The sequence below is a fragment of the Rhizobium sp. WW_1 genome, assembly GCF_003610155.1.
Taxonomy (GTDB): Bacteria; Pseudomonadota; Alphaproteobacteria; order Rhizobiales; family Rhizobiaceae; genus Rhizobium; species Rhizobium tropici_A.
Genome location: NZ_RAIN01000003.1, coordinates 62673 through 79604 on the forward strand (window position 1 = coordinate 62673; position 16932 = coordinate 79604).

Annotated in this window: 16 protein-coding genes; 9 read left to right on the forward strand and 7 right to left on the reverse strand. The window is 60.6% G+C overall.

Annotated elements, in window-relative coordinates; all coding sequences use genetic code 11:
* Positions 1 to 270: 270 nt before the first annotated feature.
* The 6 genes from BJ928_RS10520 to BJ928_RS10545 form a co-directional block, all read right to left on the reverse strand.
* The gene (locus BJ928_RS10520) at positions 271 to 789 is read right to left on the reverse strand and encodes a hypothetical protein (RefSeq protein ID WP_147413898.1); all 519 of its coding nucleotides are present in this window, start codon (positions 787 to 789) and stop codon (positions 271 to 273) included.
* Positions 790 to 847: 58 nt separating this feature from the next.
* Positions 848 to 1732 carry a DUF6030 family protein gene (locus BJ928_RS10525; RefSeq protein WP_047628894.1) on the reverse strand — a complete coding sequence of 295 codons (885 nt, stop codon included), beginning with the start codon at positions 1730 to 1732 and terminating at the stop codon, positions 848 to 850.
* 230 nt (positions 1733 to 1962) lie between these two features.
* On the reverse strand, positions 1963 to 2673 hold the full coding sequence (locus BJ928_RS10530; protein ID WP_047628896.1) for a copper homeostasis protein CutC: 711 nt from the start codon (positions 2671 to 2673) through the stop codon (positions 1963 to 1965).
* Positions 2663 to 3589: an ROK family protein gene (locus tag BJ928_RS10535; protein ID WP_047628897.1), complete on the reverse strand. Its 927-nt coding sequence runs from the start codon at positions 3587 to 3589 to the stop codon at positions 2663 to 2665. The genes BJ928_RS10530 and BJ928_RS10535 overlap by 11 nt, the downstream gene beginning before the upstream one ends.
* A gap of 85 nt (positions 3590 to 3674) precedes the next feature.
* Positions 3675 to 5027, reverse strand: a complete 1353-nt coding sequence (locus BJ928_RS10540) for an ATP-binding protein (RefSeq protein ID WP_047628898.1) — start codon at positions 5025 to 5027, stop codon at positions 3675 to 3677.
* The gene (locus BJ928_RS10545; RefSeq protein WP_047628899.1) at positions 5024 to 5683 is read right to left on the reverse strand and encodes a response regulator transcription factor; all 660 of its coding nucleotides are present in this window, start codon (positions 5681 to 5683) and stop codon (positions 5024 to 5026) included. The genes BJ928_RS10540 and BJ928_RS10545 overlap by 4 nt, the downstream gene beginning before the upstream one ends.
* A 224-nt stretch (positions 5684 to 5907) precedes the next feature.
* Here BJ928_RS10545 and BJ928_RS10550 point away from each other — a divergent pair, with 224 nt between their 5' ends.
* The 9 genes from BJ928_RS10550 (at position 5908) to BJ928_RS10590 (ending at position 15724) form a co-directional block, all read left to right on the forward strand.
* Entirely contained in the window at positions 5908 to 6363 is a 456-nt protein-coding gene (locus BJ928_RS10550) for an RbsD/FucU family protein (protein ID WP_047629485.1), read from the forward strand.
* 61 nt (positions 6364 to 6424) lie between these two features.
* On the forward strand, positions 6425 to 7375 hold the full coding sequence (locus tag BJ928_RS10555; protein WP_047628900.1) for a sugar-binding transcriptional regulator: 951 nt from the start codon (positions 6425 to 6427) through the stop codon (positions 7373 to 7375).
* A 145-nt stretch (positions 7376 to 7520) separates the two neighbouring features.
* The gene (locus BJ928_RS10560; protein WP_047629488.1) at positions 7521 to 8837 is read left to right on the forward strand and encodes a sugar ABC transporter substrate-binding protein; all 1317 of its coding nucleotides are present in this window, start codon (positions 7521 to 7523) and stop codon (positions 8835 to 8837) included.
* A gap of 147 nt (positions 8838 to 8984) precedes the next feature.
* Positions 8985 to 9857, forward strand: a complete 873-nt coding sequence (locus tag BJ928_RS10565; protein ID WP_047628901.1) for a sugar ABC transporter permease — start codon at positions 8985 to 8987, stop codon at positions 9855 to 9857.
* Position 9858: 1 nt separating this feature from the next.
* Positions 9859 to 10701 (forward strand): carbohydrate ABC transporter permease, encoded by an 843-nt coding sequence (locus BJ928_RS10570; RefSeq protein ID WP_047628902.1) that lies wholly within the window; start codon positions 9859 to 9861, stop codon positions 10699 to 10701.
* An 11-nt stretch (positions 10702 to 10712) separates the two neighbouring features.
* Positions 10713 to 11717 carry an ABC transporter ATP-binding protein gene (locus BJ928_RS10575; protein WP_047628903.1) on the forward strand — a complete coding sequence of 335 codons (1005 nt, stop codon included), beginning with the start codon at positions 10713 to 10715 and terminating at the stop codon, positions 11715 to 11717.
* Positions 11718 to 11864: 147 nt separating this feature from the next.
* A complete protein-coding gene (locus BJ928_RS10580; protein WP_047628905.1) occupies positions 11865 to 13346 on the forward strand; it encodes a mannitol dehydrogenase family protein in 1482 nt (493 codons plus the stop codon).
* A 99-nt stretch (positions 13347 to 13445) separates the two neighbouring features.
* Positions 13446 to 14120 carry an HAD family hydrolase gene (locus tag BJ928_RS10585; RefSeq protein WP_047628906.1) on the forward strand — a complete coding sequence of 225 codons (675 nt, stop codon included), beginning with the start codon at positions 13446 to 13448 and terminating at the stop codon, positions 14118 to 14120.
* Positions 14121 to 14140: 20 nt separating this feature from the next.
* Positions 14141 to 15724: an FGGY-family carbohydrate kinase gene (locus BJ928_RS10590; protein WP_047628907.1), complete on the forward strand. Its 1584-nt coding sequence runs from the start codon at positions 14141 to 14143 to the stop codon at positions 15722 to 15724.
* A 108-nt stretch (positions 15725 to 15832) separates the two neighbouring features.
* Here the strand turns inward: BJ928_RS10590 and BJ928_RS10595 are convergent, their stop codons facing one another.
* Positions 15833 to 16684: a MurR/RpiR family transcriptional regulator gene (locus BJ928_RS10595; protein ID WP_047628908.1), complete on the reverse strand. Its 852-nt coding sequence runs from the start codon at positions 16682 to 16684 to the stop codon at positions 15833 to 15835.
* Positions 16685 to 16932 lie beyond the last annotated feature (248 nt).

The following is a 16932-nucleotide window of genomic DNA, read 5'->3' on the forward strand; positions in this document are numbered from 1 at the left end:
CATGATTCCCTGCGGAAACCGCTTCGTGTTCTCGGGAAACATGGTGCTGCCGGCCGGTGATCCGCCGACCTTCGGAATCGTCACCTATATGCGCACTACTGATGGGGCAGTGCAACAAAAACCGAAGCGCATGAATGTTTGATACCGTTTTGTAAAATCGGGCGCCCATCCTGGATGCGCCCTGCTGCACTGTGCCAACGGCAGTTGTGATCGGACGCTTCGCGGTAGTATGGACAGCGGATTCATTTCTAGCCGTCCCACCTTCGCGCCTCAGACATTGTCATCGACTCTCGGTGAAGGCGACGCTTGCAAATCAAAATCCAAACTTCGGACAGCCACGTACCAGAAAGCATAGCCCGCGATACCGCCGCTTATTGTAAGCACAAGGACATCAAACCTATTGGAGCCGCTTTGAAAGCCCCATGAATGAGCTGTCCAGTATCCAGCAATAGCTCCAGCTATCGGATAATAATAGGAGGGTCGCCCGAGCAATTCGCCGACGCCGATCGCCACTAGAGCGGCCTTCCACGTGATCAGGAGAGCCATCGGTACCATAGCGAAGCTAAGGCTGACCAATGCCAGCGGCACAGATATTACCTCAGCGATTGAGTTAAAATCAGAGGCGAATGAAATCAAAGAATACGAAACGATAGCGAAATATTCAGCAACCAGCAGAGCGAAGATATTCATGAAAATCATCTTCTTGATGTTTGATTTGGCTGCTCTTGGCTCCATCTCCCTCTCCGTTTCATCCCATGATGGCGCGTAGCCCGCTGAGTGCTTGCTCATTGGTTGTATTCGCAACATACACCATGAAAGAGCGGCAAATACATGCGTGCTCCGAGATCTAATTGGTCGAGGAGGGCGAGGGCAGCGTCCAGCGCGCCTTGTCGAAGACAATGGCGGTTCGCAATTGCTCCGGCGACGTTCTCCGCAGTTCCAGCTGCAGGTTGAAATTGTTATTGCCCTGGAATTCCTTGAAGAAGCTGAGCTTGGCGCCGAAGGCCTGCAGCGTCACATCCTGCAACTTGCCGATCGAATCCAGTGCGGCCTGAAAGTCCAGCCAGTGCGTCTCGTTCAGCAGGAGTACGACGGTGTCGACGAAGGTGCCGGCGATCGACTTGCCATCGGCATTGTCGGGCATGATGACCTTGATGCGGATTGTCTCGAGTTCGCCCGATGGCTTGCCGCGGGCGATGATGAAGAAGGAGGCTGCGTTTGCATCGCCATAGGCGCCCTTCTGGATGGCATAGCTGCATTCGGAGGTGCCGGCGCCCAATTCGCTTTGCCGCCATTGCCCGACGGGCAGGCCGAACTTTACGAGATCGGCGCAAAGCGTCTCGCCCGATATGCGCCAGCTGCGCACGAAGGCGCTCAGGAGGGCGTCGACGGGCTCATCCAGCAAATGGGATCTTTTCCTGACGGATGGTTTGGCGGTGATGCTCGCCGGCTTTACTCGGACGTTCCTGGCCGCCGGGGCCGGTGCTGCCGACGTCATGGCCGGAGGTGTTGCCGCATGAGCCGGCTGCTGTTCCTGTGCCGGCACGGGCGGCGGTGTCGCTGCCTGCTGCTCTTGCTTCGGAAACAGATTGAGATGATAGCGGCTATCCAAAGCCCGCAAATTGCGCATGTCGTTGGCAAGCAGCGCGGTTGCCAGGATGATCGAACCGATGACAACAGCCGCAATCCAGAAGACAGCCCTGCTTTTCTTGCGAGGTGGCGCCACCGACATGATTCAGATCACAGCTACTCCCGAGGAAACCTGTCTGCTGCAATAACTGTATGTTGCGCAGCCAATCCATGGCTACAGCATATGCGTTTATGAACGATTGATCATTCTAATGTTTCTTTGTCAATTCATGATGTTGCCCAAAGCACATTGCGATCTCCCGCGCCCGGTTCTTGCGTTCAGGGCCCGTGGCTTGTCGCACGTCCTCGCCGCAAATCGCAGCACAGCCGGTCTTAAGCGAAATACGCCTTGAGTGCCTTGACGGTGGCGGCATCGGTGCGGCGGATCGAAGGCGCCGAGAAGCCGAGGGCAATGACGCGCTCGTCCGTCTCTGGGACGGCTGCGGAGCAGGAGGCATGAATCTCGCCGATCTGCAAGCGCGGCCAGAGTTGGCCGACCGTCGCCAGCGTCACGCCGGAGCCGGGCATGATGGAGATGCGGCCGGCGGCAACAGCAATCGCCTGCTCGAGCATGGCAACGCCTTCGGCTGCGGTCCTTGCGCCACCTGATGTCAGGATGCGCTCGAAGACGAGGGAAACGGCCACCTCGACGGCTTCCTTGACGTCGGGCACCAGATCGAAGGCGCGATGCAGCGTCTTGCCGAGCCCTTGCGCATGGGCGGCGAGGATGGTCAGCGTGTCGACATCCAGCCGTCCGTCCGGCTGGGAGGCGCCAAGCACGACGCCCGGCAGCCCGGCAGATCGCGCCGCGTCGATGTCGCGCTTCATGATATCGAGCTCGTCGGCCGAGTAGACGAAGTTGCCGGCGCGAGGGCGGATGATGGCATAGGCGGGCACGGGCATTTTTGCCGCAACAGCCATCAGCCCGGCGCTCGGCGTCAGCCCGCCGAGGGGGAGCGCGCTGCAAAGCTCGATGCGATCGCCGCCGCCTGCGACGGCGGCCTTGAGACCGGCAATGTCCTCGACGCAGACTTCAAGCAGCATGGGTGCGCTCTCCGGCATATTGCAGGCCGAGCAGTGCCGCGCCGATGAGGCCCGGTTCCGGCTTGCACTCGCTGGGTACGACAAGCGGCCGGCCGAACTTGCGCAGGATGCGGGCGCGCACCGCCTCGTCAAGGCGTGCGAGAAGCGGTTCGACGTTGGAAAGACCGCCGCCGACCGGCACGATGGTCGCGCCGGTTATGTTGATGGTCAGAGCGAGCGGGGAGGCGACCAGATCGATCATGACCTCGATTGTGCGTTCGGCGCGGTCTTCGCCTTTCAGCCATTCGCCGATGATCTCTTCGCTGGAAAGCTCCAGTCCGTGAAGCGTCTTGTGCAGGCGCTCGATGCCGCGGGCGCCGCCGACCGTGTCGACGCAACCCTTCTGGCCGCAGCCGCAGGCATAGGCGGGAATGGCGACCGGCGGATTGCCGGCGAAAGAGGCGATGATCGGACCGTGGCCCCATTCTCCTGCGAAGCCGCCGGCCGCGTTGACCAGCCGGCCGTCCGCGACCAGACCGCCGCCGACGCCGGTGCCGAGAATGGCGCCGAAGACGATGCGGTGGCCGCGACCGGCTCCGGACATGGCTTCGGCCATGGCGAAGCAATCGGCATCGTTGGCAATCAACGCTGGATAGCCGAGTTCCGCTTCCAGATCGGCAGCGAGACGGCGGCCGTGAATACAGGGAATATTGGCGCAGGTCAGCGCCTGCGTATCGGGATCGACGACACCGGCGATGGAGAAGGAGAGGCAATCCGGCTTCTCACCGGCTTCGGCAATCACCTCGCGCAGGGCGGCGACGAATTCAGCAAAATCGTGTCCTGGCGTCGGGCGCCGTGCCAGCGGCACGATATCCGTCATGGAGCGGGCTATGCCGCCTTTGATGGCGCTGCCGCCGATGTCGAAGGAAACGATCATGGATACCAACCTGCTGGAAACATGGCGCACTTGCTCGCACCCTTTGCCGATCTTTTCAAGATCAATCCTTGAAGGGCGAAGGCCGTCAACCGGACGGCAGGGTGATCCTGGCTTCGAAACCGTCGGTTCTGCCGGTCGCGGGCGATAGCAGATCGAGATGTCCGCCGATCTGGCCGACGATGCGCTCGACGATCGAAAGCCCGAGGCCGGAGCCTGCGGCCTTCGTCTTGCCGCGCCAGAAGCGCTTCTTCAAGCCGGCAAGCTCATTTACGGAAAGCACGGCGCCGCCATTGATGACGCGGACAGTGCGGCCGTCGACGCCGACAGTCACCTCGTCATCGGCCGGGCCGTGAATCAAGGCGTTTTCGATGAGGTTGCGCATGACGATCGCAAAGGCATCGATATCGATGTTGCGCATCAGCTTCTCCGTCGTCTCGTTCTCCAGCAGGACGCGGCCCGCGGTGCCGGAATCGCGGTCATAATCGCCGATGACGGTTTCTATGATGGCTATCAGATCGGCAGGTCTGTCGCCTGCGCCGATGCCGGCCTGGGCGCGGGAAAGCTGCAGCAATTTTTCCGCCAGCCGGCCAAGATTGGAGAGCGACGTCTCGATGCGGCCGGCCCGTTCCGTCAACTGCCCTTGCGGCAATTCGGCGATCAGCCGCTGCGTCTGGGCAAGCGCGCCGGCAATCGGGGTGCGCAGCTCGTGGGCGCTGTTGGCGGTAAATTCGCGCTCGGCCTCAAGGGCGAGACGGAGCCGTTCGAGCAGCAGGTTGACGGAGCGGGCGATCGGCTGCAGTTCGAGCGGTAGCGTCTCGCTCTCGATCGGCGCCATGTTGCCGCCGTCCTTGGTGGAGATCTGCGACCGAAGGCGGTCGATCGGCCGCAGCGACCGCCCAACGATGATCCCAATCGCGATAATGCTGGCGGGAATGAGCGCAAGCAGTGGCCAGAGCAGCGCGACACCGCTTTCGCGCGACGCCTCACGGCGATTCTTGAAGGCATCGGCGACGTGCAGAAAGATCGAACCGTCGGCCGAGGACTCGGTATAAATCCGGTATCTCGGCGTGTCATGGAAACTGATCTTCAGCGGTACGTCATAGGCCGTTGCGGGGGCATCGTGGGAGTGCAGGATCACCTTGCCGTTGCCGTCGAGTACCTGATAGGTCAGATATTCGCGGTTCAGGCCCTTGTTGAGTTCCTCCAGGCTTTGCGGATCGCCGGAATGGTCACGGTTGGCCAGATCGTCGAGCACCAGTGGCATCAGGCGCTCGGCGGTTTCCTGCAACGCGCCGTCGAAGGTTTCGGAGAGTTCCTTGTTGACGACATAGACGCCGATGCCTACCGCAATCAGCCAGAAGACGACAACCATGCCGGTCAGCGCGGTAATCAGGCGCCGGGTGATGCTGGCGCGGCTGGGCTCCTGGCGCTCGATCATCGCTCGCCCAGGCAGTAGCCGACGCCGCGCGCGGTCTTTATGCGATCCTTACCGATCTTCTTGCGCAGGCGGCTGACATAGACCTCCACCGTATTGCTCTCGATTTCGGAGCCGAAGGCATAAAGCGCCTCCTCTATCTTGTCCTTCGAGACGATGGCGCCCGGCCGCGCGATCAACAGGTCGAGCACGGCCCATTCGCGCCCGGTCAGGATCACATCCTTGCCCGCCAGCTTGACGCGGCGTTGCGGCTGATCGATTTCGAGGTCGCTGAGACGGAGGGTCGGCTGCGGGCTGCCGGCATAGCGTCGGGCGACGGCCAGAATGCGGGCTGTCAGTTCGCCGAGGTTGAACGGCTTGACGAGATAGTCATCGGCACCGCTGTTCAGGCCCTCGATGCGGTCGGAAATCTGGTCGCGCGCCGTGAGGATCATGACGGGCGTTTCGTCGGGCTTGCGGCGCAGCCTCTTGAGGAAATCGATGCCACTGCCATCCGGAAGCTGCAAATCCAGCAGAATGAGACCGTATTGCACGGCGCTGGTGACTTCTTCGGCATCAGTCAGGTTCTTCACCCAGTCGACGGCATGAGGCCCCGCCGCGATATGGTCCCGAACCGCGCTGCCGATCGTGTCGTCGTCCTCCACCACAAGAATGCGCACCTGCACCTCTCAACCGTTGAACGTGTTTCAGTTAATGCCGACGAACCTATCGGGTCAATAAGGGCTGAAATAAGCCGCGGCTCGATGCACAGTTCATGGTTCGGCCTCCCGCCCGAAAACGTTCCCGGCGCCTATGGACAGACAGGAACGCGATGGTTACTTGTTTGCGCGGAGAATGAAGCGGCCCCTGGATGGCCGCCATAGGCTATCGGAGGGCCTCGGTCATGCTGAAGGGAATTTCGCCGCTCTTGAATGCGGACGTGCTCTACGCGTTGAAGTCGATGGGGCATGGCGACATGCTTGTCGTCGTCGACACGAATTTCCCGGCGGAGGCCATCGCGAGCCAGACGGTTTTAGGCGAGCTGCTGCGGATCGACAATGTGCCCGCCGCCGACGCTGTTGCCGCCATCCTGTCGCTGATGCCACTCGATAGCTTCATCGACGACGCGGCGACGCGCATGGAGGTGGTTGGTGCGCCGGAAGAGGTGCCGCAGGTCCAGCAGGAGGTCCAGGCTGCGATCGATAAGGCCGAGGGCAAGCATTGGCCGCTGACCCCTGTCGAGCGCTTCGATTTCTACGAGCGTGCCAAAGATGCCTTTTGCGTCATTCAGACCGGCGAGCGGCGCTTCTACGGTTGTTTCACCTTGACCAAGGGCGTCATCCCGCCGGAAACTGTGTAATCCCCGCAAGCGTTGTCCGGATCATCCCGGGCGCGGGCGCTGTTTCGATTAAAGGAAGGCGATGGCGAAGAAGCTGGATTCCCAAGGACGGCTGGACGATGCGGCACGGGCCGGTTGGCTCTATTACGTCGCCGGCCGGACGCAGGATGAGATCGCCGTCGCAATGGGAATATCCCGCCAGTCGGCACAGAGGCTGGTGTCGCTTGCCGTCGCCGAACGGCTCATCAAGGTGCGGCTGGATCACCCGATCGCCGCCTGCCTGGAATATGCGGCAGAGCTCAAGAAGAAGTTCAATCTGCGGCATGTCGATATCGTACCGAGCGATCCTGACAGCACCTCCTCCACGATCGGCATTGCCGAAGCCGGTGCTGCCGAGATCGAGCGCTGGCTACGGCGGCCCGATCCGATCGTGCTGGCAATCGGCACCGGCCGCACGCTGAAGGCTGCCGTCGATCAGCTGCCGGCGATAGAATGTCTGCAGCATCGGGTGGTGTCGCTGACGGGCAATATCGGCCCGGACGGCTCGGCTGCCTATTACAACGTCATCTTCAGCATGGCCGATGTCGTCAAGGCGCGTCACTTTCCGATGCCGTTGCCGGTGCTGGTGTCGTCGGCGGAGGAGCGTGAGCTGCTGCACGCGCAGGCGCTCGTGCGTTCGACGCTCGATATCAGCGCACAGGCCGACGTGACCTTCGTCGGCATCGGCGAGATGGGCGTCGAGGCGCCGCTCTGTCTCGACGGCTTTCTCGAAAGGGATGAGATGCTGGCGCTGATGAACCGGGGGGCCGCGGGCGAGATCTGCGGGTGGATTTTCGATGGCGACGGTAGGATGATGCCCGACGTCAATGATCGTGTCGCGAGTGCGCCCTTGCCGTCACGCGAGACCTGCGCGGTCATCGGCATCGCCAAGGGACGACGCAAATTCGAGGCGATCAAGGCCGCCGTCATCGGCCAGCAGATCAATGGCTTGATCACCGACGAGGCAGTTGCCGAATTTTTGCTCAAGGTCTGAGCAAAAAATTTAACTCATATAAACAAAAGGATAGGTTGCTTGCTCGGCAATGCAGCAACGAATCTGCATTGACATTTTGTCGCAAGGCGTGAGTAATTGCCCATGAGCAAAGCGAATGCTCATTTTGGTCTTCTGGGAGGAAGATATGAAATTGAAAACTTTACTGCTGGGCGCTTGCTCGGCTCTGATGTTTGCCGGCCTGGCGTCTGCCGAAACCCTCACCATTGCGACGGTTAACAACGGCGACATGGTCCGTATGCAGAAGCTTACGGACGATTTCAAAGCCAAGAACCCCGGTATCGACCTGCAATGGGTCACGCTTGAAGAAAACGTATTGCGCCAGAAGGTTACGACCGACATCGCTACCAAGGCGGGCCAGTACGACGTGCTGACCATCGGCACCTATGAAGTGCCGATCTGGAGCAAGCTCGGCTGGCTTGCATCGCTCGACAAGCTTTCCGCCGACAAGGACTATGACGTGAATGACCTTCTCCCGGCCATTCGCAGCGGTCTGACGACCGACGGCAAGCTCTATGCCGCGCCGTTCTACGGCGAAAGCTCGATGGTGATGTACCGCAAGGACCTGTTCGACAAGGCCGGCCTGAAGATGCCGGACGCGCCGACCTGGGACTTCATCGCCGATGCAGCCCGCAAGATCACCGACAAGGATCATGAAGTCTACGGCATCTGCCTTCGCGGCAAGGCGGGCTGGGGCGAAAACATGGCGTTCCTGACGGCGATGTCGAATTCGTTCGGCGCTCGCTGGTTCGATGAAAAGTGGAAGGCACAGTTCGACCAGCCGGAATGGAAGGACACGCTGAGCTTCTACGTCAAGCTGATGAAGGACGCCGGCCCTCCGGGCGCTTCCTCCAACGGCTTCAATGAAAACCTGGCGCTGTTCCAGTCCGGCAAATGCGGAATGTGGATCGACGCGACAGTTGCAGCTTCCTTCGTTTCCGATCCGAAGGAATCCAAGGTTGCCGACAAGGTCGGCTTCGCTCTGGCTCCGGACAAGGGTCTTGGCAAGCGCGGCAACTGGCTCTGGGCATGGAACCTCGCCATCCCGGCCTCCTCGAAGAAGACCGAAGCTGCCGAGAAGTTCATCGCCTGGGCAACCAGCAAGGAATACACCAACCTTGTCGCTCAGAAGGAAGGCTGGCTGAATGCACCTCCCGGCACCCGTACCTCGCTCTATGCGAATGCGGACTACCAGAAGGCAGCGCCTTTCGCGAAGATGACGCTCGACTCGATCAACTCGGCTGATCCGACACATCCGACCGTGAAGCCGGTTCCGTATGTCGGCGTTCAGTTCGTCGCTATCCCTGAATTCCAGGGCATCGGCACGGCTGTCGGCCAGCAGTTCTCGGCCGCTCTGGCCGGCCAGATCTCCGTCGATCAGGCGCTCCAGGCTGCCCAGAAGCTGACGGAACGCGAAATGACGAAGGCCGGCTACCCGAAGTAGGGGCCTTTGAAACCAGGGAAACAGTGCCCCCTCTCGAGCACTGTTTCCTCCTAGGCCGCCGAGCGCCCGAACTGCCCTTGGCGGCCCTTTTCGTTTCAGCCGGTCCACGGCCACCTCTCCCGCTCAAAAGATAGGTCGGTACTTGCCATGGCAACGTTGCACACCCGTTCCACCGCGCGCGTCATGATGGCGCCTTCGGTTCTGCTGCTCTTCGCGTGGATGATCGTCCCGCTCGTGATGACGATCTATTTCTCGACGCTGAACTACAATCTGCTCAATCCCGGTACTCACGATTTCATCGGGTTGCTCAACTACGAATATTTCGTCACCGACCCCGCCTTCCTGAGCTCGCTGATCGTGACGCTGCTGCTCGTTGGTGGTGCGTTGCTGATTACCGTGGTCGGCGGCATCGCGCTGGCTCTCCTTCTTGATCAGCCGATCTTCGGCCAGGGCATCGTGCGCATGCTGGTGCTTGCGCCCTTCTTCGTGATGCCGACGGTCGCCGCCCTCATCTGGAAGCATATGTTCATGAACCCGGTGAACGGGCTTCTCGCGCATCTCTTCCGGTTCTTCGGGCTTGATCCGCTGACCTGGCTGGAGACGGTTCCGCTCCTGTCGATCGTCATTATCGTCGCCTGGCAGTGGCTGCCTTTCGCAACGCTTATCCTGCTGACCGCCCTGCAATCGCTAGACGAAGAGCAGAAGGAAGCCGCCGAGATGGATGGCGCCGGACCGGTTTCGAAGTTCATCTACATCATCCTGCCGCATCTGGCCCGCGCCATAACCGTGGTGATCCTGATCGAGACGATCTTCCTGCTGTCGGCCTTCGCAGAAATCCTCGTCACCACCAATGGCGGCCCCGGCACGGCGACGACCAACCTCACTTATCTCGTCTATTCGCAGATCGTTCTGTCGCAGGATGTCGGCGGCGCATCGGCGGGCGGCATTATCGCCGTCATCCTCGCCAATATCGTCGCGATCTTCCTGATGCGCGCAGTCGGCAAGAATCTGGAGGCTTGAGATGGCACGCAAGATCACAACGCAACGCAAGATCGTCGTATCGATCGCCGCCTGGATCGTGGCAATCCTTATCTTCTTCCCGATCCTGTGGACGATCCTGACGAGCTTCAAGACGGAAGGCGATGCCATCGCCTCGCCGCCGCAGTTCCTCTTCTTCCACTGGACGCTGGAGAATTACTTCGAGGTGCAGTCGCGCTCGGATTACTTCCTCCACTTCGGCAATTCGGTCATCATCGCTTTCGGCTCCACGATCCTCGGTCTGCTCGTCGCTGTTCCGGCCGCCTGGGCCATGGCATTCTCGCCGACCAAGCGGACCAAGGACGTGTTGATGTGGATGCTGTCGACGAAGATGATGCCGCCTGTTGGCGCCTTCATCCCGATCTACCTGCTGTTCCAGAGCTTCGGCCTTCTGAACAACCAGTTCGCCAGCCGTGTTGGCATGGTCGTCGTGCTGATGCTCATCAACCTGCCGATCATCGTCTGGATGCTCTACACCTATTTCAAGGAAATCCCCGGCGAGATCCTCGAAGCCGCCCGCATGGACGGTGCGACGCTCGCCAAGGAAATCATCTACGTTCTGACGCCGATGGCGATCCCCGGACTTGCCTCGACGATGCTGCTCAACATCATCCTCGCCTGGAACGAGGCCTTCTGGACACTCAACCTGTCGGCGGTCGACGCCGCGCCATTGAGCACCTTCATCGCCTCCTATTCCAGCCCGGAGGGCCTGTTCTACGCCAAGCTTTCGGCGGCATCGACCATGGCGATCGCTCCGATCCTGATCCTCGGCTGGTTCAGCCAGAAGCAACTCGTTCGCGGCCTGACCTTCGGCGCGGTTAAGTAAGGAAGAGAAACATGGGTAGCATTGTTCTCAAACAGGTCTCCAAGGTCTTCGGCGAAGCCAAGGTCATTCCTTCCATCGATCTCGAGATCGACAACGGCGAGTTCGTCGTGTTCGTCGGCCCGTCGGGCTGTGGCAAGTCCACGCTGCTGCGCCTGATCGCCGGTCTTGAAGATGTCTCCGGCGGCCAGATCCTCATCGACGGCAAGGACGGCACCAATCTGAAGCCGTCCGAACGCGGCCTTGCCATGGTGTTCCAGTCCTACGCGCTCTATCCGCATATGAGCGTGCGCAAGAACATCGCCTTTCCGCTGAAGATGGCGAACATGCCGCAGGCGGAAATCGACAAGAAGGTTGCGGACGCCGCGCGCGTCCTGAACCTGACCGACTATCTGGAGCGCAAGCCGCGCCAGCTCTCCGGCGGTCAGCGCCAGCGCGTCGCCATCGGCCGCGCCATCGTGCGCCAGCCGGCCGCCTTCCTCTTCGACGAACCGCTGTCGAACCTCGATGCGGCATTGCGCGTCAACATGCGCCTCGAGATCAGCGAGTTGCACCAACAGTTGAAAACGACGATGGTCTATGTCACGCACGACCAGGTCGAGGCCATGACCATGGCCGACAAGATCGTCGTGCTCAATCGCGGCAATATCGAGCAGGTCGGTTCGCCTCTGGAGCTTTATCGCAGCCCGCGCAATCTCTTCGTCGCCGGTTTCATCGGTTCGCCGAAGATGAATTTCGTCAAGGGCGCCTATGCCCAGAGCCTTGGTGGCGACACCATCGGCGTGCGCCCGGAACACACATTGCTGTCGACCAGCTCGGGCGATTGGCAGGGCAAGGTGCTCGTTGCCGAACATCTCGGCTCCGACACCTTCCTGCATATCGACGTTGACGGGATCGGCACGGTGACAGCACGCGGCTCGGGCGATTTCCCGGCGCGGGCCGGCGACACGGTCTACCTGACGCCCGACAAGGCGCATATCCACCGGTTCAATGCCGAGGGGCTGGCGATCTCAGCCTAAAGAGCTAAGGCCGTGCGCGATCGATGCGGGCGGCCAATGCATTTCTGCCAGTCCGCACCTATCATTTCCGTGGGCCGGGCAAGCATACAAGCCGGTGCGTCCTCCCCAGCCGCCCGGAGCCAGAGACCTTTCAGAAGGATCAGAGACATGACGTGCAAATTATCGCTCGCAACTCTCCAGGAGGCGGCTGCAACGGCGGCCATTCCTGCTTACGACCGGAAGTCGCTTTCGGCGGGCATCGTGCATTTCGGTGTCGGCAATTTCCATCGCGCCCATCAGGCAATCTATCTCGATGACCTTTTCAATACCGGCGAGGCTCATGACTGGGCGATCATCGGCGCGGGCGTGCTACCGTCTGATGCCGCCATGCGGGAAAAGCTGGCCGCTCAGGACTTTCTGACGACCGTGGTCGAACAGGATAACAATCGCACGGCCGCGCGCGTCACCGCGCCGATGATCGATATCCTGCCGGTCGGCGATGCCAAGACCATCATCGCCAAGCTCGCCGACCCGACCATCCGCATCGTCTCGATGACGATCACCGAGGGCGGCTATTTCATCGATGCCTCGGGCAAGTTCAATCCCGCCCATCCGGCGATCGTCGCCGATGGCCAGCACCCGGATGCGCCGAAGACCGTATTCGGCCTCATCGTGGCCGGTCTCAAGGCGCGCCGCGCTGCCGGCCTGCCGCCCTTTACCGTCATGTCTTGCGACAACATTCCTCACAATGGCGGTGTCACGAAAGCTGCCGTCGTCGGTACGGCGCGGCTCTCCGACCCGGCCTTTGCCGACTGGATCGCCGCAAACGTCGCTTTTCCGAACGGCATGGTCGACCGCATCACGCCGGCAACGAGCGCGCGCGAGATCGACCTCTTGAAGGAAGCTTTCGACATCGAGGACAATTGGCCCGTCTATTGCGAGGAATTTAAGCAATGGGTGCTGGAGGACAATTTCCCGGCAGGCCGTCCGGCGCTGGAAAAGGTCGGCGTGACCTTCGTGCCCGACGTCACTCCCTATGAGCATATGAAGATCCGTATCCTCAATGGCGGCCATGCGGCGATCGCCTATCCGGCGGCGCTGATGGACATTCATTTCGTGCATGAGGCCATGGAAGAGCCGCTCATCCGCGCTTTCCTCGCCAAGCTCGAAAACGACGAGATCATCCCCGTCATCCCGCCCGTGCCGAACACGGTGCTGGCCGATTATTTCAAGCTGATCGAACATCGCTTCGCCAATCCGAAGATCGCCGATACCATTCCGCGTCTGGCGCAGGACGGCTCGAACCGCCAGCCGAAGTTCATCCTGCCGTCGACGGCCGACCGTCTTCGCCGCGGCGAGGATATTGTCGGCCTCGCGCTCGTCTCGGCGCTCTGGTGCCGTTACTTTGCTGGCAAGACCGACAGCGGCAAGGATATCGTCTTCAATGACGCCAGCGCCGATCGGCTGCATGAAGCCGCCCTCAAGGCGAAGGACGATCCGAACGCCTTCCTCGTGTTCGACGACATCTTCGGCGACGTTGCCAAATCCGATCTTTTCCGCAAGCGCTTCGCGCATGCACTGAAAACGCTGTGGGAAAAGGGTACCCGCGTCACCCTGCAGCTATACTTGGACAACAAACTCGCGGAATAACTCTTAAACGGCCGGACGTCTCCTGTTCCGGCCGTTTTCCATTGCCGTCCGAGTGTTTCGGGCAGGCGGGACAACAATAGAATTCAGGTTGGATCTGTGATGACGGCTGCGGGAACAGGGCTCGTAATCTTCGATTGCGATGGTGTGCTTGTGGACAGCGAGCCGCTGTCGGTCAGCGTGCTCATCCAGGCGATGCACGATGTCGGCGTCGAGATGAGCGAAGAGGATGTCTATAGCCGCTTCCTCGGCAAGAGCCTGGCGACACTGGTCGATACGATGCAGACGGAATTCGACGTCTTCATCGACCAGGCGTTTCTCGATCGCATCCGCAACGATCTCTACGAACGCTTCAAGCACGAATTGAAGCCGATCGACGGCATTGGCGCGACGCTGGATGCGCTTGCGCTGCCGCGCTGCGTTGCTTCGTCGAGCCAGCTGGAGCGCATCCGCCTTTCGCTCGGCGTGACCGGCCTTCTCGACAGGCTGGAGCCGAATATTTTCAGCGCCAGCATGGTCAAGCGTGGCAAGCCGGCGCCGGATCTCTTCCTCTACGCGGCTGAAAAAATGGGTGTCCCGCCGAAGGATTGCATCGTCGTAGAAGACAGCCCGGCGGGCATCACGGCGGCGCGTGCAGCCGGCATGACGGTCTTTGCCTTTACCGGCGGATCGCACGCTCATTCGCCGAGCTACCGGGCGGAGCTGGAGCAGCTTTCGCCGGAAGTCGTGTTTGACGCGATGCCGGAATTGATACAACTTGTCCGCAACAAGAGCTAAGTGGTCGGGACCTCTTTTGCATGCGTGATCACGTGGTTGCGGTCGACATCGGCACAGGCAGCGCACGCGCCGGTGTCTTCACCGCGCGCGGCACGCTACTGGGAAAAGGCGAACATCCGATCCTGATGAATCGCCCACGTGAAAACCACGCCGAGCATGATTCCGAGGATATATGGAATGCCGTCTGCGCCGCCGTTCGCGGAGCGGTTAAGGCTGCCGGCGTCGATGCCTCGGTCATCGGCGCGATCGGCTTCGATGCTACCTGTTCGCTGGTCGTGCGCGCTCGTGACGGCAGGCAGCTGACCGTTTCCACGGGCGGCGACAGCCGCTTCGATACGATCGTCTGGCTCGATCATCGGGCACTGGCGGAGGCGGACTACTGTACGGCGACGCTGCACGAGGTCCTTCACTATTCCGGCGACTTCATGTCGCCGGAAATGGAAATGCCGAAGCTGATGTGGCTGAAGGAGAACCTGCCGGAAAGCTGGGCCGAGGCCGGCTATTTCTTCGACCTGGCCGATTTTATGAGCTGGAAGGCAACCGGTTCGCTGGCGCGCTCGCGCTCGACGCTGGTGGCGAAATGGAACTATCTTGCGCATCGCCAGCCGGGTTGGCAGGCCGATTTTCTCAACGTCATAGGCCTTGGTGATCTGCGTGAGCGCGGCAGCCTACCGGAAGAGAGTGTGCCGGTCGGCAAGAGCATCGGCACGCTGACGGCGGAGGCTGCCGAAGCTCTGGGGCTCGATCGCGAGTGCCATGTCGGCGCGGGCATGATCGACGCCTATGCCGGTGCTCTCGGCGCGCTTGCCGGTCATGCCGGCGATGCCGCCACACTGGAGCATCAACTGGCGCTGATAGCGGGCACGTCCAGCTGCGTCGTCTCCTTCGCCCGCGAACGCAAGCGCAGCACCGGCATGTGGGGACCTTACTACGAGGCGGTCTTTCCGGGCATGTGGCTCGCCGAAGCCGGGCAGTCGGCCACGGGTGCACTTCTCGATCATATCGTCAGCATGCATGCGGCCGGCGGGCCTCCGACGGCGGCGTTGCACGATCGTATTGTCCGGCGGATCGCGGAGCTCAGGCTTGCCGAAGGCGATTCCCTCGGCGGACGCATTCATGTGCTACCCGACTTCCACGGCAATCGCTCTCCGCTTGCCGATCCGCATGCGTTGGGGGTCATCAGCGGCATGACGCTCGATGCGTCCTTCGATGGTCTTTGCCGGCTTTACTGGCGCACCAGCATCGGCATCGCGCTCGGCATACGCCATATCCTGGAGCGGATGCGCGAGTATGGCTACGTGCCGGACACGCTGCATGTCGCCGGCGGTCATGTGAAGAATTCCGCGCTGATGGAGCTTTATTCCGATGTCACCGGCTGTAAGGTCGTGATCCCGAAGATGAACGAGACGGTGCTACTCGGCACGGCGATTGCCGCCTCGGTCTCCTGCGGCCTGTATGAAAACCTCGGAGCAGCGGGTGCGGCGATGTATCCGGGCGGTCACGAACGGCTGCCTAATCCGGAGAAGAAGGCATTCTACGATCGCGATTACCGGCGCTTCCTCGCCATGTACCGCCATCGCGCGGAACTGGATGGGATGGAATAGGCGGCTTAGAGCATTTTCGCTCTTCTTCGAATCTCGAAACCGCTCTTCCCCTTTGCTTCCTGGCGTATTCCGGACGAAAGGCCGCTGCGCAGTTTTCCCGGAAATACTCTAGCGGAGCGGCATCTGGGCGAACATACCTTGCAGCTCTTCTATGCGCCGCATCCTTGTTTCCGCCGTTTCGCCTGCGGCTTGAACGACAGAGATCGCCAGATATTCCAGCAAGGCCATCATGGCGGACAGGCTTTCGCGGCTGCTGGGTCGCTGCGGCGGCAGGGATAGCGTGATATTTGCGAATTCATGCGCCCATTCGGTGAATTGGCCGGTGACCAGCAACACTTTGCATCCAGCCCGCCGGGCGGAGCGCGCCAGGAGGCGCGAGGTAACGAAGCCGGGGGAATCGATGATGACAAGCAGCCCGTCATCGGCCGGCTCGCCGAACAACTCGATATAGCTGCCATTGGCGCCGTCCAGGAACAGAACCTGATCGCGGGCAAAGGTCAGGCGGTCGCGAAAATAGCGGCCGATCCCTGCGAGACTGGGGTGGGAGGTGATGAAAACATTGCCTGAAGACAGGATTGTCGCAACCGCATCCTGCCATGGCGGCTGGCCGGCGAGGTTGTAGATATGCTGCAGCATCTCGACCTGCTCGGCGATCTGGGTCGCAAGCGGATGACCCTCGCTCGCATCTTTCTGAAGCTGTTCGAGGATGTTTGGCAATTGTGACGTGATCGTTGGGGCATTCTCCTTGAGATGCACCTTTATCCCGTCCAGACCGTGATAGCCGAGCGACCGCAGAAACCGTCCAACCGTCATAGGGCTCAGTTCCAGCCTGTCGGCAACCGAAGAAGCCGTTTCGAACGGCAGTTCATTCAGATGCTCGGAGAAATACTTAGCAATTCTTCGTTCGGCCGGAGTGCCGATCTTGATATATTGTCTAAGTTTCTGGCTAAGGTCTTCCAAATTTTGTGCCTCGTTGATGGTCTTTCGACTGTTTGGTTGCACCAGTTTCTCTCGAAATCGGCTGGGAAAAACTAATCGGAGCGCCGATCTTGTTTCGGTTGTTGTTCTTAATGTGACGAACAGAATATATTAGTGTAAACTTTATTACAATAATTCAAATTTTTAATTGGGCGTGCTCATATCTCCGCGCGAGATATTGATATCGGTGCGGCAGCTTCCTAGTTGTCCGGTTGCCACAGAATGAGGTC